Here is a 19882-nt window from a genome sequence, read left to right on the forward strand (position 1 = left end):
GGAACTACAGGCATGACGAAAAAGGCTCCTCCTGCCTTGCTCGTGGATAATGTCCACAAGAGCTACGCCAAGCATGAAGTCCTGAAGGGAATATCGCTGTCGGCTGAGAAGGGCGATGTCATCTCGCTCATCGGGTCTTCGGGGTCAGGCAAAAGCACCTTTCTGCGGTGCATCAACTTTCTCGAGATTCCTGATCGCGGCCGCTTTGTCATCAATGGCGAAGAGGTTCTCATGAAGTCCGACCAAGGTGGACTGGGGTATCCGGCCAACTGGCGGCAGATCGAGCGTATGCGGACCGGCCTGGCCATGGTGTTCCAGAGTTTCAATCTCTGGCCCCACATGACGGTGCTCCAGAATGCCATCGAGGCCCCGGTTCATGTGCTGGGGGTGAGCCGCAGCGAGGCGATCGATCGGGCCGACAGTTTGCTTGCGAAGGTCGGACTTTATGAGAAACGGCACGCCTATCCGGCCTTCCTGTCGGGCGGCCAACAGCAGCGCGCGTCCATCGCTCGTGCCCTTTGTGTCGACCCGGCCGTGATGCTGTTCGACGAGCCTACTTCCGCCCTGGATCCTGAACTTGTCGGCGAGGTCCTGAAGGTTATCCGAGATCTCGCGGACGAGGGCCGAACGATGCTCCTCGTGACGCATGAGATGAAATTCGCTCGCGACGTCTCCAGTCACGTGATGTTCCTGCATCAGGGGCGCGTCGAAGAAGAAGGGTCGCCGGATCAAGTCTTCGGTGCGCCGATAACTGCCCGTTGCCGAGAATTTACCGGCGCGTTGAGCGGCTGACCCTCCCTGTTTCCAACCTGACGAAAACTCAAGAAAGGGGAATTGAATGAAATTGCTGTCCATCCTGCTGACAGGGGCCGCGCTCGCCCTGTCAATCGCCACTGCGAGTGCCGAAGTTCGCTTTGGCATCATGAACGAAGCCTATCCGCCCTTCTTCACCAAAGACCCCTCCGGCAAGTGGGTCGGCTGGGAAATCGAGCTGATGGATGCTGTCTGCGCCGAGATGAAGGAAACCTGCTCTGTCGTCGACATGTCCTGGGACGGCCTCATTCCAGGGCTTCAGGCGAAAAAATTCGATGTCATCTGGTCGTCGATGTCGATCACCGACGAGCGCAAGCAGACGATCGACTTCACCGACAAATACTACAACACGCCGAGCAAACTAATTGGCGCCAAGGATGGCACGACCGGAGCTTCGCCGGATGATGTTTCGGGAAAGACGATCGGCATCCAGGTGTCGACCATTCAGTCCGAATACTACAAGAAATGTTTCGCCGACAAGGCATCGGAAAAAACCTACACGACGCTCGATGAGGCGTTCCAGGATCTTGCCGCTGGCCGGATCGACTACGTCTTCGGCGATTCCATACCGCTGTCGGAACTCCTCAAATCCGACTTCGGCAAGGAATGCTGCAAAGACATGGGAAATGTGAAAGACGATCCGGCCATCCTTGGATCGGGCATCGGCGGTGGACTGAGAAAAGGCGATCAGGCACTGCGCGAGAAGCTCAATGCAGCAATTACGGCTGTCAGAGCAAACGGAAAGTATGCGGAAATCTCGAAGAAGTACTTCGATTTCGACCCGTACGGTGAATGAGTGTGGCTACGACAGACGACGTAAGCGCATCTGCCGTAGCCCGCTTGTCCGCCGGTTATGTCTCGGGTCATTGGCCGGTGCACCGCCGGCGTTGTTCGCCGGATGCGAAGCATCGCGCTTCGCGGCTCTCGTTCCCGCCCAAAAATCAAGGTTGAACTCAGATGTCGACCTCCCAGTCGATCCTAGAAATGCTTTCCCCCTATCCGCCTGGATGGGCCGGCGTGCTTCTCAAAGGCGCGCTTTCTACCATTTCGATATCGTTGGGTGCTTACCTTCTCGGGATGCTGATTGGTCTTGGCGGGGCTCTTGGCAAACTCAAGGGCAACCCGCCGGTCCTGCTTCTTCTCGACGTCTATACGACTGCGGTTCGGGCCATTCCCGAACTGATCCTGATTATCGGTCTGTACTATGCCGGCACTGACGGTCTGAACCGAATTCTCTCGAGCTTCGGGCTTCCCAATGTCGAGATCAACGGGTTTGTCGCGGCAATCGCAGTGCTCGGAATCGTCCAGGGCGCCTACATGACCGAAGTGTTTCGTGGCGCAATCCTGGCGATTCCTGTTGGACAGATCGAGGCCGCCAGTTCCTTCGGCATGCGCCCATGGTTGAGGTTTCGCCGTATCGCTCTGCCGGCATTGATCCCGAATGCCCTGCCTGGGCTTGCCAACCTCTGGATGTCGGTGACGAAGGACAGTGCGTTGATCGCGGTCGTCGGCTATCAGGAGTTGGCGCTCGCCACGCGGATCGCGGCCGGCAACACGAAGCACTATTTTCTGTTCTTCCTGGTCGCCGCTGCCGTCTATCTCGTCATCACGCTTGTCTCCAACGTCGTCTTCGGCCTCCTCGAGAGCCGCTATCGACGCGGGCAGCCGAAAACCGCTTAGGACGCTCGCGATGAATTTCTCATGGGTATCGTCCTATTGGCCGCTCATTGCCGCAGGCGCGGTTCAGACGGTCCTCCTTCTCGTCATTTCCGTCGGGGTCGGCTTCATTCTGGCGATCGGTCTAGCGCTCGCGCAGGTCAGCGGTCCGCGATGGCTGAAATGGCTTGCCCGTTGCTACTGCACCTGCCTTCGCGGCACGCCACTTTTGATCCAATTGTGGTTGCTCTATTACGGCATCGGTTCGCTGCTGCCGATGATACCAGGGCTGCGCGCGAGCTTCCTCTGGCCGATAGTGCGGGAGGGCTTCTTCTTCGCAGCGCTCAGTTTCACGCTCAACTACGCCGCCTATGAGGCCGAAGTCCTGCGGGGTGCGCTTCTCGCCGTCCCGAAAGGCGAGCTCGAGGCAGGTCGCTCGTTCGGTATGACTTCCTGGACGCTGTTGAGACGGATCTGGCTGCCTCGCGCCATACGTATCGCACTGCCGACGATAGCTGGCGAGGTGGTTCTGCAACTAAAAGCGACACCCCTCGCCTTCACCGTGACAGTGATGGATCTCTACGCCGTCGCGTACAAGGTGAGGCAGGACACCCTGCTCGTTTATGAACCGCTGATGATCGTCACGGTGTTCTACATCTTGCTGACGCTTCTGATCACCCGCACCTTCAGGCTCGTCGAGGCGCAAATCTCGGTTCGCAGCTGAATCATCAGCTCGGCCCCAAGACGATGAAATTCCAGGAATTCTGCAGGAAGGTCTTCCATGTCCTCGAACATCTCTACTCCCTTCGCAACTGACAGTTGGGGCTCGAATGCACGCATGACGCTGTTGCCGCCCGTAAGCGGCGGTGTCGTCCTACGTCGGGAAACCCTGGCGCTCGACGGCGGACTGATCATCGATCCGATCACGAAGGCTATCGCGCCCAACATCTCAATGTCGGTCAACAACATGTTGGTTCCTGGTGACGGCGCCTTTTCCGCGGACGGGGTATCAGACCTGACTGCTCTGCCGTTTCTGTATGCCCGCTGGACCAATCCGACCGTGCGGCAACTCGAGCAGCGCATGGCCGCACTCGAAGGTGCGGAGGATGCGCTCGCAACAGCAACCGGCGTGGCCGCGATCGCAGCCACCTTCCTGACCTTTCTCAAAGGGGGGGACCATCTGATCATCAGCGACGTCTGCTATGCCGGCGCCTACGAACTGGCACACCGCATATTGCCCGAGTACGGGATCGAGGTGAGCGCCGTGAACATGTCGGTCATTGGCGACGTTGTCGCAGCCTTCCGACCCAACACGCGGCTCGTCCACTGCGAAAGCCCCTGCAATCCAATCCTGCGCCTGACCGATCTGGCCGAAGTCGCGAAGCTGGCACACGAACGCGGCGCGCTGGTTTCCGTCGATTCCACGCTTGCCACGCCGGTCGCGACCCGCCCGGCCGTACTCGGCATCGATCTCGTCATTCACTCCCTGACCAAGTTCATCAACGGGCACGGCGACGCCTTGGGTGGCGCCGTGTGCGGGCGCAAGGATCTGGTGGAAAAAATCCGCTCTCGTACTGGAGTTTATCTCGGCGCTTCTTTGTCTGCCCAGAATGCCTGGCTCATCATGCGCGGGATCGACACGCTCTTTCCCAGGCTCCGGACCATGTCCGCTTCTGCGATGCAGATCGCCCGTTTTCTCGCCAAGCATCCAAAAATCAGGTCTGTCACCTACCCCGGCCTGGAAAGCCATCCGCAGCATGCCTTGGCAACACGTCAGATGGATGTATTCGGGGGAGTTCTGACCTTCCAGACCGACGACCCGCAGGCGATGGCAGCCCAACTCGCTGACAGGCTCCGCGTAGCGCACTACGCCTTTTCGCTTGGTCACCAGCGCAGCATCGTTGTCCTTCTCGATACGAACGAAATGATGAAATCGACTTACGGTCTGCGGGGCGCTCAGCTCGACGACTACCGCGCCTTCGCGGGAGACGGCGTCTTTCGCCTTTCCATTGGCCTGGAGTCGGTGGACGACCTGATCGAGGATCTTGACCAGGCGCTGCGTGCCTAAGGCTCTTGCGCGAGGGGATATGATGACCGTTGAGAGGACCGAAACCGATATGCTCGGCGAGCGGGATCTGCCCGCCGACGCGCTGTTCGGCATCCACACGCTGAGGGCAGCGGAGAATTTCGACGTATCCGGAATCCGCCTGCGGGACTTCCCGGAATTCGTTCAATCGCTTGCCATGGTCAAAAAGGCGGCTGCACGAACCAACAAGGAGCTGCAACTACTGGCTCCCGATGTTGCCGATGCAATCGATCGAGCCTGCGATCGACTGATCACCTGCGAGGACCTCACCGACCATTTCCCGATCGACATGATGCAGGGAGGCGCCGGGACCTCGACCAACATGAACGTCAATGAGGTGGTCGCGAACCTGGCGCTTCTGGAGATAGGCAAGGTGCCGGGCGACTACGCCGCGGTTCACCCCAATGACCATGTCAACCTGTCCCAGTCGACTAACGATGTCTATCCGACGGCCATCCGGGTAACGGTGATGCGCGGCTGCGCCGCCGTGCTCGAAGCGCAGCGAAGGCTGCGAGATACCTTTGGCAGAAAGGGTGAGGAATTCGCTAATATCGCCAAGGTCGGACGCACCCAGTTGCAGGACGCGGTTCCAATGTTCCTTGGTCAGGAGTTCGACGCTTTTGCCGAGACCATTGACGAAGACATAATCCAGCTTCGAAAAGCCATGGAACTGATGCGGGAAATGAACCTCGGAGGCACCGCCATCGGCACCGGCTTAAATGCGCCCGAGGGATTCTCAGTCAGCGCCTGCCGTCATCTTTCGGAAATTTCTCGGCTTGAAATGGTTCCGGCACGCAACTTCGTGGAAGCAACGTCCGACACCGGAGCCTTTGTGTCGTTTTCGGGCACGCTGAAGCGGATCGCTGTCAAGCTTTCCAAGATATGTAACGATTTGAGGCTGCTCTCCAGTGGCCCTCGGGCTGGCCTTGGTGAAATCAGATTGCCTCCGCGACAGGCCGGCTCGTCGATCATGCCGGGCAAGGTCAACCCAGTCATTCCCGAGATGATGAACCAGATTGGCTTTCAAATCATTGGCAACGATCTGACGGTGACACTGGCGGCGAGCGCTGGACAATTGCAGTTAAACGCGATGGAGCCCGTGATCGTTCTCAACATCCTGCAATCGATGCGACTTCTGGCGCGCGGCATGGATATCCTGCGCGAACGTTGCGTCGACGGCATCGAGGCGGATGCCGATCGCTGCCGCTTTCTCTATGATCAGTCGCTCATTCTGGCCGCATCGCTCAATCCAGTTGTCGGATATAGCAAGGCTGCACTCTTGGCCAAGGCGGCGCTCGCTTCCGGCACAAGCCTTCGCCAGGCTGCTGAGGCCGATGGCTCGTTCAGCCGTGCACAACTGGATCAGATTTTCGGCGTCGCGCAGTCCTCCTCTGTTGTGCTGAAACGCATTTAACTCCCGAATCGACCATGGCCGTATTTACCCAGCTTTCCGACGATGACCGCGAAGCGATTTCGGTCGCCTACGGCATAGCCCCGCTGACCTCGGTGATTGGCATTGCCGACGGAGATACCGAGACGACCTATCTCTTCCGGTCACAGCGGGGCGAGTACATCGTCACTCTGTTTGAAAACGGCGCTGAGCCGTTCGATCTTGAACGCGCGTTTCGGACCATGGAGTTGTTGTCGGCCGCGTGTGTTCCCTGCCCTAAAACGTTCCGCACCGAAACGGGCGGGGCGACGATCCGTCTGTCCGGGAAGCTCGTGGCGGTGGTCGGCTTTGTCCAGGGCACGCAATCGGCTTGCGCAAGCCCGGCCCAGTGTTTCGATCTCGGGCGGCGCCTCGCGCAGATCCATCGAACGCTGATGCCTGCCTCTCCCGAAAAGAGGGAGGGACTGCCAAGGGGACCAATCCATGGGGCGCTGTTTCCGGACAATGTGTTTTTTCTCGGCGATTGCGTCAGTGGCATCATCAATTTCAGGCTTCGCCATGACGATGTCCTGATCGCAGAACTGGCAGACGTGTTGGTTCGATGGACGATGCTGAGCAACGGGGCGCTGGATGGGGAGCGCGCGGAGGCAATTCTCAAGGGATATTGCCGCGTCCGCCAGTTGCAAGACAACGAGCGCCAAGCACTGGCGGCCTTTGCTCTCGCTGCGGCTGCGACTTTTCTAGCTGTTTCGGAAGGTAGTATTGATCTACGGGTTCGTGCCGAGAACGCGTTCCTATCAGCGCAAAGCCTGTTTGCAGCTAGAGAAACTCCTATTGGTGCCGCATGAAAAGGCTTCTTGACCGGGCAGACGAGCGTATTCTTATGGAACTGACCAGAAACGCGCGTATCTCGCATGCGGACCTGGCCGCGAGGGTCAATCTTTCTCGCAACGCCGTCCGCCAGCGGATTGAACGCCTGGAGCGGGATGGCCTAATCCGGGGATATACGATCATTGCAGGCGAAGGACGCATCGCGTCTTCAACGATTGCGGCACTGATGTTTGTTTATCGCAATGACCGGATGCGGGGGGGCGACGTCATTCAAGCACTGCGACGGATCCCAGAGGTCGTCGCCTGCGACGTGATGAGCGGCGAATTCGACCTGGTCGTCCGTGTAGAGGCGACGGAGGCCGATCGCACACGGCAGATCTGGCAGGAGATTTCCGCATTGCCCGGTGTGCGAGACACCCTCACAGCGTTCGCGCTATCGTCGATGATCCGGCGTTGAACCTTTATGGATTCCCCTCCTTAGGCCGTGCGACCGATGGGAGGGATGTCCGACTTGGGGGCCGAGAGCGGGCTGTCCGCTTTCTGCAAGAAAGTCGAAAAGCCACCTTCTCCCGGAAGGCTAGTGCTTCAAGATCTGGCTGAGGAACAATTTCGTTCGCTCGGGGCGCGGGTGACTGAAAAACTCGTCGGGCGTGCCCTCTTCGACGATCTGCCCAGCGTCCATGAAAATGACGCGGTCGGCCACTGCACGGGCAAGACCCATCTCATGCGTTACACACACCATGGTCATGCCGTCGCGGGCCAATCCAGTCATGGTCTCCAGCACCTCCGAGACCATTTCCGGGTCGAGGGCAGAGGTCGGTTCGTCGAAAAGCATGACGTCCGGTTTCATGCACAGGCTGCGGGCGATCGCGACACGCTGTTGCTGGCCGCCCGACAGCTGGACCGGGAACTTGTTCGCCTGCTCGGGAATACGGACCCGTTCGAGGAACTGAATAGCGGTCTTGCGTGCTTCCATGGCGGAAACACCTTTGACCCACATTGGCCCGGCCATGCAGTTCATCAACACCGTCATATGCGGAAACAGATTGAAGTGCTGGAACACCATGCCAACATTGGAGCGGACGGCGGCGAGGTTCTTCATCTTGCCATGCAGAGCGACGCCGTTGACGACGATATCGCCGCCCTGATGCGCTTCGAGGCGGTTGAAGCAGCGGATCAGTGTCGACTTGCCCGAGCCGGACGGCCCGCAGATGACGATGCGCTCGCCTTTGTGGACAGTCAGGTTGATGTCCTTCAGCGCGTGGAACTGGCCGTACCATTTGGAAACTGCCCTGGCTTCAATGATAACCCGCGCGCTCATCGCACTTTGCTCCTGGCGTAGTGCCGTTCGATCCGCGACTGGATCAGCTCGAGGCAGATCGACAGCACCCAATAAATGATGGCGGCCGAGATCAGCATTTCCATGTGCTGGAAGGTCTTCTGGCCGAGCGTTCGTACCAGGAACATCAGCTCCCAAACGCCGATGACGGAGACCAGCGAAGAATCCTTCAGCATCGAGATGAACTGGTTGCCGGTCGGCGGAATGATGACCGGCAATGCCTGCGGCAGGATGATGCGGCGCATGGTCAAGGCGAAGCCGAACCCATGGAGCGCGGCCTCACATTGGCCCCGATCGATGCTCTGAATGCCGGAGCGGAAGATCTCGGTCATGTAGGCGCCGTAGCAGAGCGACAGCGCCAGTATGCCGGCGGGCACGGCATTGATGACGAAGCCGAGCTGCGGCAGCATCTCAGGTTCGGGAGCGGCTCCGCCTTTGCACAATCCGCAGATGAGGCGTTGACGGTTCTCGAAACTCAGCTGCTCCCGAGTTCCACCAATTTGCATATTTCCCCGGAGGGGTTGGAGTTGTCTCGTATGGGGGATGCAGCGCTGCCTTGCGGGGCGCGGTGCGATGGCCTCATTCCGAGCACCCCTGACCGCTACACACCGCGATGATGCCCGAAAACTTCCTCGTAGGCCCCCCGTTCCCCGGCTGCATTGGCGACGGGCGAGCCAGCGGGCCACTAGGAACGCTGGAACTACGTGAGATGGCTGCGTGTGGACAATTTGGTGCAGTCTAGGCTTCGACTGGACGGGTGTCACACTACCGCATGGGAAGAGCGCTCTTTCTGGGAAGTAGACGAGAATGGTTAAGCCGAAGAAAAACGACAAGCCAGTTTCAAGGCAGTTCGAGTCTAACATTAACCGTGACAGCAGCTTGCTGCCGATGCTGATCGGCGGGCTTGTCCTGAATCATTATCGGGGCAACCGTCGTTATGATGTTCGTTTAGTTTCGCATGGGTACCGACGCGAATAGCGGCCGTGACCCACCCGCCATTAGGCCTGCTGATCAATTTGACAGGACTCTGGCCTCGTTACGTGGATGTGTGGTGACGCGAAGCTCAACGGCGGGCGCGGTCGATAGAGATGTTGCTGGGCGCGCATCCGTACGCCGCCGCTTATCTGCGCCTGCCCATCGCCCGCAGCCGGCATCGAGACTTATTACATTTTTGACCTTCGGCTCGAAAGCAGGAGGGGGAACGACTGGGCAACACTGTGGGACTTTCCGTGGGACTTTGCGTGCCGGACTCTGCCAATGTACGCTGTTCGTTCCGCTCTTCCATTTTGGGGCTTGCTCAAAATGGTTCGGAACCCTATGGGGATGCCGTTCGGAGTGTAGCGCAGCCTGGTAGCGCACCTGATTTGGGATCAGGGGGTCGCGTGTTCGAATCACGCCACTCCGACCAGTTTCCTGAACATCTTAGAGCCCGCGCTTCGGGAACCCTGTCGGCCTTCAGAAGTTCTGTTGCCATGGCCGACACTCCAAGGACCCCCACCATCGCCCGCATCTGGCGCGGCCGGACCTTGCCGGAAAAAGCCGACGATTATGAAGCTTACAATTACGAGACCGGCATCAAGCCGCTCATCGAAAAGGCAGTCGGCGTCCAGACATTTCGCGAGGACACGGCGACCCATTCCGAGTTCGTGACGATCTCCTATTGGGAGAGCATCGAGGCAATGGCGCGCTTCACCGGCGGCGGGCCGACCCAGGTCCACCACCTCGACCGCGACGCGGAATTCCTGATCGAGCTGCCGAAGAGCGTGCAAGTGCTGCGCTTGCTCACCAGCCATGGCAAGACGGGCTGAAGGTGTCCAGCATCGAGCAACAGGCCTTGATCTCTGTAGGGAGCCGTCGGCGTGGAACCGAGTAAACCCGCCGGGCGAGTCCCCAACAACCTCGAGCCCGGCGAGCCTACAACCCGATCTGCAATGTGACCGGGACCGGGATCAACCGGCCTCTTCCACACTGCAAGATGGATGCCAGGGAAATGGCTCGAAATGGGACAGCCACGATCGTCCCGCAACTCCGGACGGAAAACCGCTACGCACTTTTCCCGGAGTTGCTCTAGACTCCGGGCAAACGGGGCAAGGGGGACTCTGGATGCCTATTCTCGAGGCGCTGCTGTCGCTGATCGGCCCGGCCTATTTGGCCTATTATGGCTTCGCGGTTCCGGTCGCGGTCGCCTGGGCAATCCTGTGCGCTACTCTGTGGGTCTGGAACAACCGGCCGAGCAAGAGGCAGAATGGCAGCGTCGCCCCGTCGCGGATCGCCAGCCTGGTGCTCTTCGTCTTTGTCGCCGCATGCTACGTGGCGACGCATACGGGGGTCTATCTGCTGGCTCGGCATCTGGCCGGATTATGGGCGTAGAGAGCGCACAATCCCGGAACAGCCTTCCTCGACATCCTAAATATCGAACTCGCCCTGGCCCTCGTCCATGGCGCTGACGGTCTCGGCGGCGAGCGCTCGGGTGATCGGCGTCTTGCGCTCGAGAGCGGCGCGGTCGAGGCGCTCCACGACCCGCATGGCAGTCGCCAGCGAGCGTTCGATGCGCCGCACCAGATATTGCACGACATGCGGCTCCACCTCGACCTGGCGGTCGGCGAAGAGCTTGGTGATAACGCCGGCGAGCAGCAGGTCGTCCGGCTCGTGGATCTCGATGGTCGCCGCCGCTTTCAGCCGCGAGATGAGATCCGGCAGCGCGACGCGCCAGGCCGAGGGAAAGCGCCGCGCCGTCAGAAGCAGCGTGGAGCCGGCGCCGCGCACGGTGTTGATCAGGTGGAACAGGCCTTGCTCGTCGATCGGGAGCTTGTCGATGTCGTCGATCAGCGCGGGGCTCGCGCCAAGCCCGCCAATGTGCTCGCCGATGCTGTCGGGAGCGATGGCGACAGCGTGCGCATGCGCTTGCCAGATCTGGGCAAGATGCGTCTTGCCGGACCCGGGAGGGCCGGCGAGCACCACCACCGGCGCGGGCCAGTCCGGCCAGCGGTCGACCAGTGCTGCGGCCTGCGCATTGGCCCCGGAGACGACGAGCTCGTCGCGCGAGTAGCCGGTACCGTGGCCGAGATCGAGCGGCAGCTGGCGCGGTGGATCGGTTCGTTCGCCAGTCATTTCAGCCACGCGGCTGTGAGCGGGGGCGGCCGCCGCGATCCGCCGGCAAAGGAGGTGCTGGCTCTGTGGCATGGCCGTTGTAAAGCGGCGATTCGAGGTAGCGGGCAATCGCAAAGCGCACCAGCACGGCAATGGCCGCCGAAGCCGGCACCGCAATCAGCAGGCCGACGAAGCCGAACAGCGCACCGAAGGCAAAGAGCGCGAACATCAGCCAAACCGGGTGCAGGCCGACGCTTTTGCCGACCAGCCTCGGCTGCAGGATATTGCCCTCGATGAACTGGCCGACGAAGAACACGCAGACCACCGCCACGATCATCGTCCAATCCGGCCAGAACTGGACGAAGGCGACGCCGACAGCAAGCACCAGCCCGGTCAGCGAGCCCACATAGGGGATGAAGGAGATCAGCCCGGCGAAGAAGCCGATGAGGATGGCGAAGTTCAGCCCCGTCAGCGTCAGGCCGGTAGCGTACATGGCGCCCAGCACAAGGCAGAGCGTGCCCTGCCCGCGCACGAAGCCGGCGGTGGCGGTGTTGATGTCGCGGGCAAGCGCCCTGACCGTCTCGACATAATCTCGCGGCACCCAGCTGTCGACCACGGCCACCATCCGGTCCCAGTCGAGCAGCATGTAGAAGGCAACGACCGGGGTGACGACGAAGAGGCTGACCACCGAAACCAGCGCCACGCCCGAGCTCCAGATCGAGGTGAAGACGGTGGTGAGCAGCCCAAAGCCGGTGGTGAGCAGCGAGTTCAGTCCTTCGCGCAGGCTGGCCGCGTTGACGCCAAAACGCTGCTCCAGCCACTTCGGGTCGAAGCTGGTGATGAGCGACTGCAGGCGGGTGAGATATTCCGGCAGCTTGCGCGCGAAATCGGCCATCTGCGTGGCCAGCACAGGGACCAGAATAACGAAGGCGAGCACCACGACGACGACGAAGGCAATGAGGATCACCACCGTCGCCATCAGCCGGGAGAGGCCGAGCCGCTGCAGCCGATCAGCCACCGGATCGAGGAAATAAGCGAGCACCATGCCGGCGACGAAGGGCAAGAGGATGCCGGAGAAGACATAGAGGAACAGCGCCAGAAGCACGGCGACGATGAGCCAGAACGCGATCTGCCGGCGCAACGCGGTCGAGGCCGCGGCCGTCCAGGCTTCGCCGTCAGGTGTCCGTGCTGGAATTGCCCGACTTGGTGTTGCTCGTCCGGGAGCCTTCGCCATAGCCACTCATATGCCTTAGCCAGGCCACGAGATAGGCCGCGGCCGAAGCCACGGTCAAGACCCCCGAGAGCAATATGAGGGCCGGCCGGAGCGGATAGAGATGCATGGAAAAGGCAAGCTCGCCCAGCACAAGCGCCGCCAGCGCGATCTGCACGGCGGTGTTCACCTTCGACACCAAGAGCGGCTTCATCTCGACCGGCTGCGCCATCACGCTGGACAAAAGCACGGCGCAGACGATCAGCGCGTCGCGCGAGACCATGGTCACGACAAGCCAGAGCGGCAGTTCCCCGGCATAACCCATGACGACGAAGACCGAGACCAGGAGGAGCTTGTCGGCGACCGGATCGAGATAAGCGCCGAGCCGCGAGAACAACCGGTAGCGGCGAGCGATGAAACCGTCGACGCCGTCGGAGATGCCGGCGACGAGGAAGCCGGCAAAGGCCCAGTCCCAGCGCGCCTGCAGCATGGCCAGCACCACGGCCGGCACCAGCAGCAGCCGCATGATCGTGATCATGTTGGGTATGGTCACGTGATGTCCCATCATGGGTTTTGTTGGAAGATAGTTGATGGAGATGAGAGGCGCACGCAAGGGAGGAGTTGCGGATCTCCCCGCTCGAGGGGGAAGATGGCCGGCAGGCCACAGGGGGTCGCCTCACGTCGATCGCCGACCTCCATCTCTGGCGCACAAGGCGCTGGCGCTCCACGCGAGGCGACCCCCTCTGTCGCCTCCGGCGACATCTCCCCCTCAAGGGGGGAGATTGGCTCTCACGCGCCTTGCCCCTCGAAACCATTCATGCGATGAGCCCGCAATGGAAACAGGGATGAGCCGAAGATGAGCAACGGCGACAAGGCCAAGCGCAAGAACGGGCTCACCTATGCCGAGGCGGGCGTCGACATCGATGCCGGCAATCTCATGGTCGAGAAGATCAAGCCGCTCGTGCGCGCGACGCGCCGGCCGGGCGCCGACGGCGAGATCGGCGGCTTCGGCGGCCTGTTCGATTTGAAAGCCGCCGGCTTCACCGATCCGGTGCTGGTCGCGGCCAATGATGGGGTCGGCACCAAGCTCAAGATCGCCATCGATTCCGGCAAGCACGACACCATCGGCATCGACCTCGTCGCCATGTGCGTCAACGATATTGTCGTGCAGGGCGCCGAGCCGCTGTTCTTCCTCGACTATTTCGCCACCGGCAAGCTCGATCCGGACCAGGGCGCGTCCATCGTCGGCGGCATCGCGCAAGGCTGCCGTCAGGCCGGCTGCGCGCTGATCGGCGGCGAGACCGCCGAGATGCCCGGCATGTATCACGACAAGGATTACGACCTTGCCGGCTTTGCCGTGGGCGCGGCCGAGCGCGGCCAGTTGCTGCCCACCGACGACATCGTCGAGGGCGACGTGCTGCTTGGCCTCGCCTCCTCCGGCCTCCACTCCAACGGCTTTTCGCTGGTGCGCCGCATCGTTGCCGCGAGCGGACTTGGCTGGAGCGATCCTGCGCCGTTCAACGATGAGCTCAGCCTCGCCGAAGCGCTGCTCGAGCCGACGCGCATCTACGTGAAGTCGATCCTAAAGGCGATCCGCAGCACGCATGGCATCAAGGCGCTTGCTCATATCACCGGCGGCGGTTTTCCGGAAAACATTCCGCGCGTGCTGCCCAAGGATTTCTCCGCCGAGCTCGACCTCGAAGCGATCGACGTACCGCCTGTATTCTCGTGGCTCGCCAGGACCGGCGGCGTGGCGCCGCAAGAAATGATGCGCACCTTCAACTGCGGCATCGGCATGATTCTCGCCGTTGCTTCCGGCCAGGCGGCGCAGGTGGCAGCGGTGCTGCAGGAAGCCGGCGAGACGGTGACGCCGATCGGTCGCATCGTGCCGCGCCGCGACGCCGGCGTCATCTACCGGGGCTCGATCGAACTATGAGCAGGAAACGCACGGTCGTCCTGATCTCGGGCCGCGGCTCCAACATGACGGCGCTGATCGCGGCAGCCAGCGACCCGACCTATCCGACCGAGATCGTCGGCGTCATCTCGGATCGTGCGAACGCCGCGGGCCTCGGCCTCGCGCAGTCGCGCGGCATCGCCACCAAGGTGATTCAGCGCGCCGACCATCCGAGCAAGGACGCACATGACGCTGCGATCGATGCCGCGCTTACCGGCTTCGGCGCCGAGATCGTGGCTCTGGCCGGCTATATGCGCATCCTCGGCCGCGGCCTGGTCGAAAAATGGCAGGGGCGCATGGTCAACATCCACCCTGCCCTTCTGCCTGCCTTCAAGGGGCTGGACACGCATGCGCGCGCCATCCGCGCGGGCGTGCGCATCCATGGCTGCTCCGTGCATTTCGTCACGCCCGAGATGGATGACGGGCCTATCATCGCCCAGGCCGCCGTGCCGGTGATGGTCGGCGACAACGAGGACACTTTAGCCGCGCGGGTGCTGAAGGTGGAGCACCGGCTCTATCCGCTGGCGCTGGGGCTGGTCGCCGAAGGCAAGGCGCGCATGGAAAAGGGCCACACCGTGCTTGCCCATTTCGCCGACGACGCCGACAACGCCACTTCAGTGGTGATGGCGCCCGACCCGCTGCGCGAGGAAACCGACCTCGAACAGCTGGCGCGCATCACGCCGTAGAACTGCCATGGCGACGCCCAGACAACTCCTTGTGCTGCGCCATGCCAAGTCGAGCCGGGACGATCCCAAGCTCGCCGATTTCGACCGTCCGCTCGCCCCGCGCGGGCTGAAGACGGCACCGCTGATCGGGCGCGAGCTTTCGCGGCGCGGCTGGCTGCCGGATCTGGCACTGGTCTCGCCGGCGCTGCGCACCCGCGATACCTGGCGGCTGGTCGCCGCCGAATTACCGAAGCATGGGCCGGCGGAATTCGCCGAGGAGCTCTACGAGGCGGCGCCGGCCGCCATCCTGGCGTGCGTGCGGCAGGCGAAAGCCACCAGCCTGATCGTGATTGGTCACAATCCCGGCCTGCAGAATTTCGTGCTGCGGCTCGCCGGCACCGGATCGGATGAGAGCGTGTTCAAAAAAGTCGAAGCGAAGTTTCCGACGGCGGCACTGGCCCGGTTCACGGTGAAGGAGGATTGGGCGAACCTCGACTTCGGCGGAGCGCGACTGACGCATTTCGTCAGGCCGAAGGATTTGGAATAGAGCGCCTCTGTGCGCAGCCGGGCCTATAGTCGCGACACAAGCCGGCCTGCGGATAGCCGACTCCATAAAGCAGAGCGGCGGGACAAGCCCGCCGCTTTGAGATCCATCGAGGATCGACCGTCTAGTGGTTGCCGAACAGATCGCGGTCGGCGCCCTGGGTAACCGGCTTCTGGACGTTCGCATCAGACTTCTTGACCGAAGAAGTGTACGAGGTATCGACCGAAGCAGCCGGCTGGTGGGCGTTGGCCGAACCGTAGTTGTCGGAACCGGCGAAAGCGGCACCGGTGGCAACGAGAAGGGCAGCGGCGGTAAGAGCGATCTTGGTCATTTCAGTTACTCCAGATTTGAGGGGTGAGTTTGAAGAGGTCGGGCTGGCGGCCGGTTAGTGGTTGCCGAACAGGTCGCGGTCGCTGCCCTGGGTGACGGGCTTCTGGACATTCGCATCAGACTTCTTGACCGAAGCGGTGTACGAGGTGTCGACCGAAGCAGCCGGCTGGTTGGCGTTGGCCGAACCGTAGTTGTCGGAGCCGGCGAAAGCAGCACCAGTGGCAACGAGAAGGGCAGCGGCGGTAAGAGCGATCTTGGTCATTTCAGTTACTCCAGATTTGAGAGTTGTGGTTCTGATCGGTTCGGGACGGAGGCCTAGCGGCCCCAAATGCCCTGGCCGGATTCCGGCTGGTTCTGATCGGGCGTGATCCTGAGATCGCGCTGCTCGAACTTGCGGATCGAACCGGTGATGCTGCGGTCGATGTTGTCGCCCGACCGCGGCGCAACCGACTGGGTGACGGCCGGCTGGTTGACGTTGTCGGAACCGTAATGGTCGCTGCCGGCGAAGGCGCTGCCCGTGGCAACGAGAAGGACCGCGGCGGTAAGAGCAATCTTGTTCATTTTAGGTACTCCAGATTTTCAAAATTCTGTCCGTCAAGTGGCGTGCCGTAATGGAAATTCGCGTCGCTCGGACCACCCCGAGATGGGTCGGTCCTGTTGCCATTTCCAATCACGAAGATGTGCAAATCGAACCGTTCGGTTCGACCTTGAAATCGCGTGAACAGCGCGGCTGCCACATTCTTTTGTTTGAATATCAACTACTTGCAGTAGTAGCGGACGAGGTTTCACGGTCTGGACAACGAGCCAGCGTTCACCTGAGTTACACGAACCGTCAACATAAATTGAACCGAACCGTTCGGTTTTATCCATCGCGCGAGCGAATTGGGCCTCCAGGCTGACCGACGGAACCGATTTCAGCCGGCGTTTGCCTTGTCCGCGGATCGAGACTATCGATTGCTTTCAAACTGTCCGTTCGGACCGCCGGGCCGCGCTTGCGAAAGCCCGGCGCCACCCGGATGGAGGCATTGCCGAACAGCGATGGACGATGCGGCTCCTGCTTGTCGAAGACAATCGCGAACTGGCCGATTGGCTGAGCAAGACGCTGCGCCAGGCGAGCTACGTCGTCGACGTCGTACATGACGGCGAGGACGTCGAGCATGCGCTGGCGGCCGGCGACCATGCGCTGATCATCCTCGACCTCGCCCTGCCGCGCATGGGCGGGATGGAAGTGCTGAAGCGGCTGAGGGCCCGCGGCAACCCGGTGCCGGTCATCGTGCTCACCGCCAATGCCAGTCTCGACGGCCGGGTGAAGGGCCTCAACGAGGGCGCCGACGACTATCTGGCAAAACCCTTCCAGATCGAGGAACTGGAAGCGCGTATCCGCGTGCAGCTGCGCCGTGCCAACGACCGGACAGCGCCCGTCATCTCCTGCGGCGACCTCGTCTTCGACACCAACACCAGGCTGTTCTCGCTCGGCGGCGCGGCGCTTTCGCTGACGCCGCGCGAACATGCGGTGCTGGAACAGCTGGTGGTCAAGGCGGGGCGCACGGTGAGCAAGGCGGCACTCTCGGCGGCGATCTACGACTTCGACACCGACGCCGATCCCAGCGCCATCGAGATCTACGTGCATCGGCTGCGCAAGAAGCTGGAAGGCTCGCGCGTGCAGATCGCCACCTTGCGCGGCCTTGGCTATCTGCTCCGCCATGAAGATTAGGGCCATGAAAATTAGCAGCCTCCGCCTGCAATTGCTGGCCTGGGTGGTGCTGCCGCTGACCGCGCTGGTGACGGTCAATCTGTGGACCAGCCAGCGCAACGCGCTGGCGACGGCAGATCTGGTCACCGACCGGATGCTGGTCGGCTCGGCGCGCGATCGCCGAGCGGGTGGCGATGGCCGAAGGCGTGCTCGACGCCACCATTCCGCCGGCGGCGATCGAGATGTTCGACACCGGCGACCGCGACAGCGTCTACTACCGGGTCGAGACCGCCAACGGCCGGCTGCTGACCGGATATCCCGACCTCCCCCAGGCGTCGCAGAGCGGCAGCATCGAGGCTTCCTATCGCGATCGTCGGCTGCGTCTGACAACGCTCAGCCATGCCGTGATCGGCGCCGGCACGGATTCGCCGATCAGGGTCACGGTGGGCGTCACGCTCGCCGGCCATGACGCGATGGTGCAGCGGCTGTGGTTCAGCGCCTTTGCCCAGCAGCTGGCGCTGGTGGCGATCGCCGGCCTCTTCGTGCTGCTTGGCCTGCGCCGCGGGCTGGCGCCGCTGATGCGCCTGCGCGATACGGTGCGCTCGCCGGATCGCAGCGATCTCGACCCGGTCGAGGTGCCGGGCGCGCAAAGCGAGATCCGGCCGCTGATCGACGCGCTCAACGCCTATATGGAGCGCGTGCGGGCGCAGATGGCGGCGCAGCGCCGCTTCATCGCCAATGCCGCGCACCAGCTGCGTACGCCGCTGGCGCTCATGTCGACACAGGCGAGCTATGTGCTGCGCGAAAGCGCCGCCGACCGGCGCGAGGAGGCGCTGGTGGCCCTACAGGCAGGCTCCGGCCGGCTGGCGCGGCTGGCCGAACAGCTGCTCACGCTGTCGCGCGCCGAGCCGGGCAGCCGCCGGCCGCGTGCCGACCGCATCGACCTCACCGAAGCCGCCCGCGAGGTGCTGGAAACACATGCGCCGAAGGCCGTCGAGCGCAACATCGATCTTGGGCTCGAGGAAGCCGGACCTGTTCCCGTCATCGGCGACGGCACCATGCTGCGCGAGATGATCGTCAACCTGGTCGACAACGCGCTGCGCTACACGCCAGCCGGCGGCACGGTGACCGTCCAGCTGGCCGCGATCGGTCGCGAGGGCGTGCTGACGGTCACCGACACCGGTCCCGGCATTCCGGCCGAAGAGCGCGCGCAGGTCTTCGAGCGCTTCTACCGCATTGCCGGTGCTGCCGAGGAAGGCAGCGGGCTCGGACTCGCGATCGTACGCGAGGTGGTCGAGAATGCCGGCGGCAGCGTTGCGCTTGGCGGGGCCGCCGGCAGCGGGCTCAGGGTCGAGGTCCGGCTGCCGCTCGCCGCGCCCCAGGACAGGCCGACTGGAGCGGTCAGGCCCCCTGCTCGTTGAACGGCGCCGGACGCCATTTGACGACGTAGTTCTCGAAACGGGTGATGATGAACTCCACCACCAGCGCCATCACCGCCAGGATAATCATGGCGGCGAAGACGCCATTGGCGTTGAACGCGCCCTGGGCGGTCGAGATCAGCAAGCCCATGCCCTGCTTGGCGCCGAGGAACTCGCCGACCACGGCGCCGACCAGCGCGAAGCCAAAGCTGACATGCAGGCTCGCCAGGATCCAGCTCATGGCCGATGGGATGATGACTGTGGTGGTGATCTGGTAGGGCGAGGCGCCGAGGATCTGGGCGTTGGCGATCATCGCCCTGTCAGCCTCGCGCACGCCCTGGAAGGCGTTGGCGAAGACCACGAAGAACACCATGACGACGGCCAGCGCCACCTTGGAGGCCATGCCGAGGCCGAGCGCTATGATGAAGACCGAGCCCAGCACGACGCGCGGCACCGAGTTGGCGATCTTGATGTAGATCGAAAAGACATCCGCCAGGAGCTTGTTGCGGCCAAGGATGATGCCCGCGGCGATGCCGCCGACGGCGCCGATGGCGAAGCCGAGGAAGGTTTCCTCTAGCGTCACATAGATCTGCAGCCAGAGCGGCCCCTGCGAGGTGCCCTCGGTGACCCAGGACCAGATCTGCTCCCAGATGCCGGAGGGACTTGAGAAGAAGAACGGATCGATGACGCCGTGATCGGCGCCAAGTTCCCAAAGAGCGAGGAAGACGATCAGGATGGCGAGCCGCAGGCCGATAACCAAGGCATGGCGGCGGCGCAGCCGCGCCCTCGCCCGGGCTTCCGCGGCGACGATCGAGGTCGCGCGGGCGGCTTGGTGAGAGGCTGGAGAGATGGCGGTCATGGCA

General features: G+C 62.3%; 22 protein-coding genes, 1 tRNA gene and 2 pseudogenes. 16 read left to right on the plus strand and 9 right to left on the minus strand.

What is annotated here, in order from left to right; all coding sequences use genetic code 11:
• Nucleotides 1-12: 12 nt before the first annotated feature.
• The 8 genes from P9228_RS26410 to P9228_RS26445 all read left to right on the plus strand — a co-directional run bounded on the left by P9228_RS26410 (nucleotide 13) and on the right by P9228_RS26445 (nucleotide 7233).
• Entirely contained in the window at nucleotides 13-792 is a 780-nt protein-coding gene (locus P9228_RS26410) for an ABC transporter ATP-binding protein (RefSeq protein WP_278056390.1), read from the plus strand.
• Between the two features lie 46 nt (nucleotides 793-838).
• Nucleotides 839-1609 (plus strand): transporter substrate-binding domain-containing protein, encoded by a 771-nt coding sequence (locus tag P9228_RS26415; protein ID WP_278056391.1) that lies wholly within the window; start codon nucleotides 839-841, stop codon nucleotides 1607-1609.
• A 161-nt stretch (nucleotides 1610-1770) separates the two neighbouring features.
• Nucleotides 1771-2493, plus strand: coding sequence for an ABC transporter permease subunit (locus P9228_RS26420; RefSeq protein WP_278056392.1), 723 nt, complete (start codon nucleotides 1771-1773; stop codon nucleotides 2491-2493).
• A gap of 10 nt (nucleotides 2494-2503) precedes the next feature.
• Nucleotides 2504-3193, plus strand: a complete 690-nt coding sequence (locus P9228_RS26425; protein WP_278056393.1) for an ABC transporter permease — start codon at nucleotides 2504-2506, stop codon at nucleotides 3191-3193.
• 114 nt (nucleotides 3194-3307) lie between these two features.
• On the plus strand, nucleotides 3308-4537 hold the full coding sequence (locus tag P9228_RS26430) for an aminotransferase class I/II-fold pyridoxal phosphate-dependent enzyme (protein ID WP_067330478.1): 1230 nt from the start codon (nucleotides 3308-3310) through the stop codon (nucleotides 4535-4537).
• Between the two features lie 22 nt (nucleotides 4538-4559).
• Nucleotides 4560-5969, plus strand: coding sequence for an aspartate ammonia-lyase (locus P9228_RS26435; protein WP_067330748.1), 1410 nt, complete (start codon nucleotides 4560-4562; stop codon nucleotides 5967-5969).
• Between the two features lie 14 nt (nucleotides 5970-5983).
• Nucleotides 5984-6793: a phosphotransferase gene (locus P9228_RS26440; protein WP_067330476.1), complete on the plus strand. Its 810-nt coding sequence runs from the start codon at nucleotides 5984-5986 to the stop codon at nucleotides 6791-6793.
• A complete protein-coding gene (locus P9228_RS26445) occupies nucleotides 6790-7233 on the plus strand; it encodes an Lrp/AsnC family transcriptional regulator (RefSeq protein ID WP_067330474.1) in 444 nt (147 codons plus the stop codon). Before P9228_RS26440 ends, P9228_RS26445 begins: the two co-directional genes overlap by 4 nt.
• A 120-nt stretch (nucleotides 7234-7353) precedes the next feature.
• On the opposite strand, the gene P9228_RS26450 is transcribed toward P9228_RS26445, so the two are convergent.
• Together P9228_RS26450 and P9228_RS26455 are read right to left on the minus strand one after the other, a co-directional pair.
• On the minus strand, nucleotides 7354-8097 hold the full coding sequence (locus P9228_RS26450; RefSeq protein ID WP_278056396.1) for an amino acid ABC transporter ATP-binding protein: 744 nt from the start codon (nucleotides 8095-8097) through the stop codon (nucleotides 7354-7356).
• Nucleotides 8094-8522: pseudogene (locus P9228_RS26455) on the minus strand (amino acid ABC transporter permease); the annotation flags it as partial. The pseudogene P9228_RS26455 and the gene P9228_RS26450, both read right to left, overlap by 4 nt.
• 924 nt (nucleotides 8523-9446) lie before the next feature.
• On the opposite strand from P9228_RS26455, the gene P9228_RS26460 reads away from it, so the two are divergent.
• From P9228_RS26460 to P9228_RS26470, 3 genes are all read left to right on the plus strand, one after another.
• Nucleotides 9447-9523 (plus strand) — tRNA-Pro (locus P9228_RS26460).
• 64 nt (nucleotides 9524-9587) lie between these two features.
• Nucleotides 9588-9923 (plus strand): hypothetical protein, encoded by a 336-nt coding sequence (locus P9228_RS26465; RefSeq protein ID WP_067330472.1) that lies wholly within the window; start codon nucleotides 9588-9590, stop codon nucleotides 9921-9923.
• Nucleotides 9924-10218: 295 nt separating this feature from the next.
• Complete coding sequence (locus tag P9228_RS26470) at nucleotides 10219-10485, plus strand: hypothetical protein (protein ID WP_127215639.1); 267 nt, start codon at nucleotides 10219-10221, stop codon at nucleotides 10483-10485.
• Between the two features lie 36 nt (nucleotides 10486-10521).
• Here the strand turns inward: P9228_RS26470 and hdaA are convergent, their stop codons facing one another.
• The 3 genes from hdaA to P9228_RS26485 are packed head-to-tail and all read right to left on the minus strand — an operon-like array spanning nucleotide 10522 to nucleotide 12968.
• A complete protein-coding gene (hdaA, locus tag P9228_RS26475; protein ID WP_127246170.1) occupies nucleotides 10522-11226 on the minus strand; it encodes a DnaA regulatory inactivator HdaA in 705 nt (234 codons plus the stop codon).
• Between the two features lies 1 nt (nucleotide 11227).
• Nucleotides 11228-12439, minus strand: a complete 1212-nt coding sequence (locus P9228_RS26480; RefSeq protein ID WP_278056397.1) for an AI-2E family transporter — start codon at nucleotides 12437-12439, stop codon at nucleotides 11228-11230.
• On the minus strand, nucleotides 12381-12968 hold the full coding sequence (locus P9228_RS26485) for a CDP-alcohol phosphatidyltransferase family protein (RefSeq protein ID WP_067330741.1): 588 nt from the start codon (nucleotides 12966-12968) through the stop codon (nucleotides 12381-12383). Before P9228_RS26485 ends, P9228_RS26480 begins: the two co-directional genes overlap by 59 nt.
• A gap of 303 nt (nucleotides 12969-13271) precedes the next feature.
• On the opposite strand from P9228_RS26485, the gene purM reads away from it, so the two are divergent.
• From purM to P9228_RS26500, 3 genes are read left to right on the plus strand one after another with little or no spacing between them, the layout of a single operon-like run.
• The gene (gene purM / locus P9228_RS26490; RefSeq protein WP_278056399.1) at nucleotides 13272-14351 is read left to right on the plus strand and encodes a phosphoribosylformylglycinamidine cyclo-ligase; all 1080 of its coding nucleotides are present in this window, start codon (nucleotides 13272-13274) and stop codon (nucleotides 14349-14351) included.
• Nucleotides 14348-15055, plus strand: coding sequence for a phosphoribosylglycinamide formyltransferase (purN, locus tag P9228_RS26495; RefSeq protein WP_066995863.1), 708 nt, complete (start codon nucleotides 14348-14350; stop codon nucleotides 15053-15055). The genes purM and purN overlap by 4 nt, the downstream gene beginning before the upstream one ends.
• Nucleotides 15056-15062: 7 nt before the next feature.
• Entirely contained in the window at nucleotides 15063-15581 is a 519-nt protein-coding gene (locus P9228_RS26500) for a histidine phosphatase family protein (protein ID WP_127239850.1), read from the plus strand.
• Between the two features lie 121 nt (nucleotides 15582-15702).
• Here P9228_RS26500 and P9228_RS26505 read toward each other — a convergent pair whose 3' ends face one another.
• The 3 genes from P9228_RS26505 to P9228_RS26515 are packed head-to-tail and all read right to left on the minus strand — an operon-like array spanning nucleotide 15703 to nucleotide 16469.
• Nucleotides 15703-15909, minus strand: a complete 207-nt coding sequence (locus P9228_RS26505) for a DUF680 domain-containing protein (RefSeq protein WP_278056401.1) — start codon at nucleotides 15907-15909, stop codon at nucleotides 15703-15705.
• Between the two features lie 54 nt (nucleotides 15910-15963).
• Nucleotides 15964-16170: a DUF680 domain-containing protein gene (locus tag P9228_RS26510; RefSeq protein ID WP_066995857.1), complete on the minus strand. Its 207-nt coding sequence runs from the start codon at nucleotides 16168-16170 to the stop codon at nucleotides 15964-15966.
• A gap of 53 nt (nucleotides 16171-16223) precedes the next feature.
• The gene (locus P9228_RS26515; RefSeq protein WP_066995852.1) at nucleotides 16224-16469 is read right to left on the minus strand and encodes a DUF680 domain-containing protein; all 246 of its coding nucleotides are present in this window, start codon (nucleotides 16467-16469) and stop codon (nucleotides 16224-16226) included.
• Between the two features lie 484 nt (nucleotides 16470-16953).
• Here P9228_RS26515 and P9228_RS26520 point away from each other — a divergent pair, with 484 nt between their 5' ends.
• Both P9228_RS26520 and P9228_RS26525 read left to right on the plus strand, forming a co-directional pair.
• On the plus strand, nucleotides 16954-17622 hold the full coding sequence (locus P9228_RS26520) for a response regulator (RefSeq protein ID WP_066995918.1): 669 nt from the start codon (nucleotides 16954-16956) through the stop codon (nucleotides 17620-17622).
• Between the two features lie 4 nt (nucleotides 17623-17626).
• Nucleotides 17627-19022 (plus strand): annotated as a pseudogene (locus P9228_RS26525) (sensor histidine kinase).
• On the opposite strand, the gene P9228_RS26530 reads toward P9228_RS26525, so the two are convergent.
• On the minus strand, nucleotides 19003-19878 hold the full coding sequence (locus tag P9228_RS26530; protein WP_095826471.1) for an ABC transporter permease: 876 nt from the start codon (nucleotides 19876-19878) through the stop codon (nucleotides 19003-19005). The pseudogene P9228_RS26525 and the gene P9228_RS26530 sit on opposite strands and share 20 nt — an antisense overlap.
• Between the last annotated feature and the right edge of the window lie 4 nt (nucleotides 19879-19882).

The sequence above is a fragment of the Mesorhizobium sp. WSM4898 genome (assembly GCF_029625845.1).
In the GTDB taxonomy this organism is placed as follows: domain Bacteria; phylum Pseudomonadota; class Alphaproteobacteria; order Rhizobiales; family Rhizobiaceae; genus Mesorhizobium.

Bases quoted from the DNA above. Each gene is read 5' to 3' on its own strand.
- P9228_RS26410 (WP_278056390.1), top strand. From the start codon at position 13: ATGACGAAAAAGGCTCCTCCTGCCTTGCTCGTGGATAATGTCCACAAG.
- P9228_RS26415 (WP_278056391.1), top strand. From the start codon at position 839: ATGAAATTGCTGTCCATCCTGCTGACAGGGGCCGCGCTCGCCCTGTCA.
- P9228_RS26420 (WP_278056392.1), top strand. From the start codon at position 1,771: ATGTCGACCTCCCAGTCGATCCTAGAAATGCTTTCCCCCTATCCGCCT.
- P9228_RS26425 (WP_278056393.1), top strand. From the start codon at position 2,504: ATGAATTTCTCATGGGTATCGTCCTATTGGCCGCTCATTGCCGCAGGC.
- P9228_RS26430 (WP_067330478.1), top strand. From the start codon at position 3,308: ATGACGCTGTTGCCGCCCGTAAGCGGCGGTGTCGTCCTACGTCGGGAA.
- P9228_RS26435 (WP_067330748.1), top strand. From the start codon at position 4,560: ATGACCGTTGAGAGGACCGAAACCGATATGCTCGGCGAGCGGGATCTG.
- P9228_RS26440 (WP_067330476.1), top strand. From the start codon at position 5,984: ATGGCCGTATTTACCCAGCTTTCCGACGATGACCGCGAAGCGATTTCG.
- P9228_RS26445 (WP_067330474.1), top strand. From the start codon at position 6,790: ATGAAAAGGCTTCTTGACCGGGCAGACGAGCGTATTCTTATGGAACTG.
- P9228_RS26450 (WP_278056396.1), bottom strand. From the start codon at position 8,097: ATGAGCGCGCGGGTTATCATTGAAGCCAGGGCAGTTTCCAAATGGTAC.
- P9228_RS26465 (WP_067330472.1), top strand. From the start codon at position 9,588: ATGGCCGACACTCCAAGGACCCCCACCATCGCCCGCATCTGGCGCGGC.
- P9228_RS26470 (WP_127215639.1), top strand. From the start codon at position 10,219: ATGCCTATTCTCGAGGCGCTGCTGTCGCTGATCGGCCCGGCCTATTTG.
- hdaA (WP_127246170.1), bottom strand. From the start codon at position 11,226: ATGACTGGCGAACGAACCGATCCACCGCGCCAGCTGCCGCTCGATCTC.
- P9228_RS26480 (WP_278056397.1), bottom strand. From the start codon at position 12,439: ATGGCGAAGGCTCCCGGACGAGCAACACCAAGTCGGGCAATTCCAGCA.
- purM (WP_278056399.1), top strand. From the start codon at position 13,272: ATGAGCAACGGCGACAAGGCCAAGCGCAAGAACGGGCTCACCTATGCC.
- purN (WP_066995863.1), top strand. From the start codon at position 14,348: ATGAGCAGGAAACGCACGGTCGTCCTGATCTCGGGCCGCGGCTCCAAC.
- P9228_RS26500 (WP_127239850.1), top strand. From the start codon at position 15,063: ATGGCGACGCCCAGACAACTCCTTGTGCTGCGCCATGCCAAGTCGAGC.
- P9228_RS26505 (WP_278056401.1), bottom strand. From the start codon at position 15,909: ATGACCAAGATCGCTCTTACCGCCGCTGCCCTTCTCGTTGCCACCGGT.
- P9228_RS26510 (WP_066995857.1), bottom strand. From the start codon at position 16,170: ATGACCAAGATCGCTCTTACCGCCGCTGCCCTTCTCGTTGCCACTGGT.
- P9228_RS26515 (WP_066995852.1), bottom strand. From the start codon at position 16,469: ATGAACAAGATTGCTCTTACCGCCGCGGTCCTTCTCGTTGCCACGGGC.
- P9228_RS26520 (WP_066995918.1), top strand. From the start codon at position 16,954: ATGCGGCTCCTGCTTGTCGAAGACAATCGCGAACTGGCCGATTGGCTG.
- P9228_RS26530 (WP_095826471.1), bottom strand. From the start codon at position 19,878: ATGACCGCCATCTCTCCAGCCTCTCACCAAGCCGCCCGCGCGACCTCG.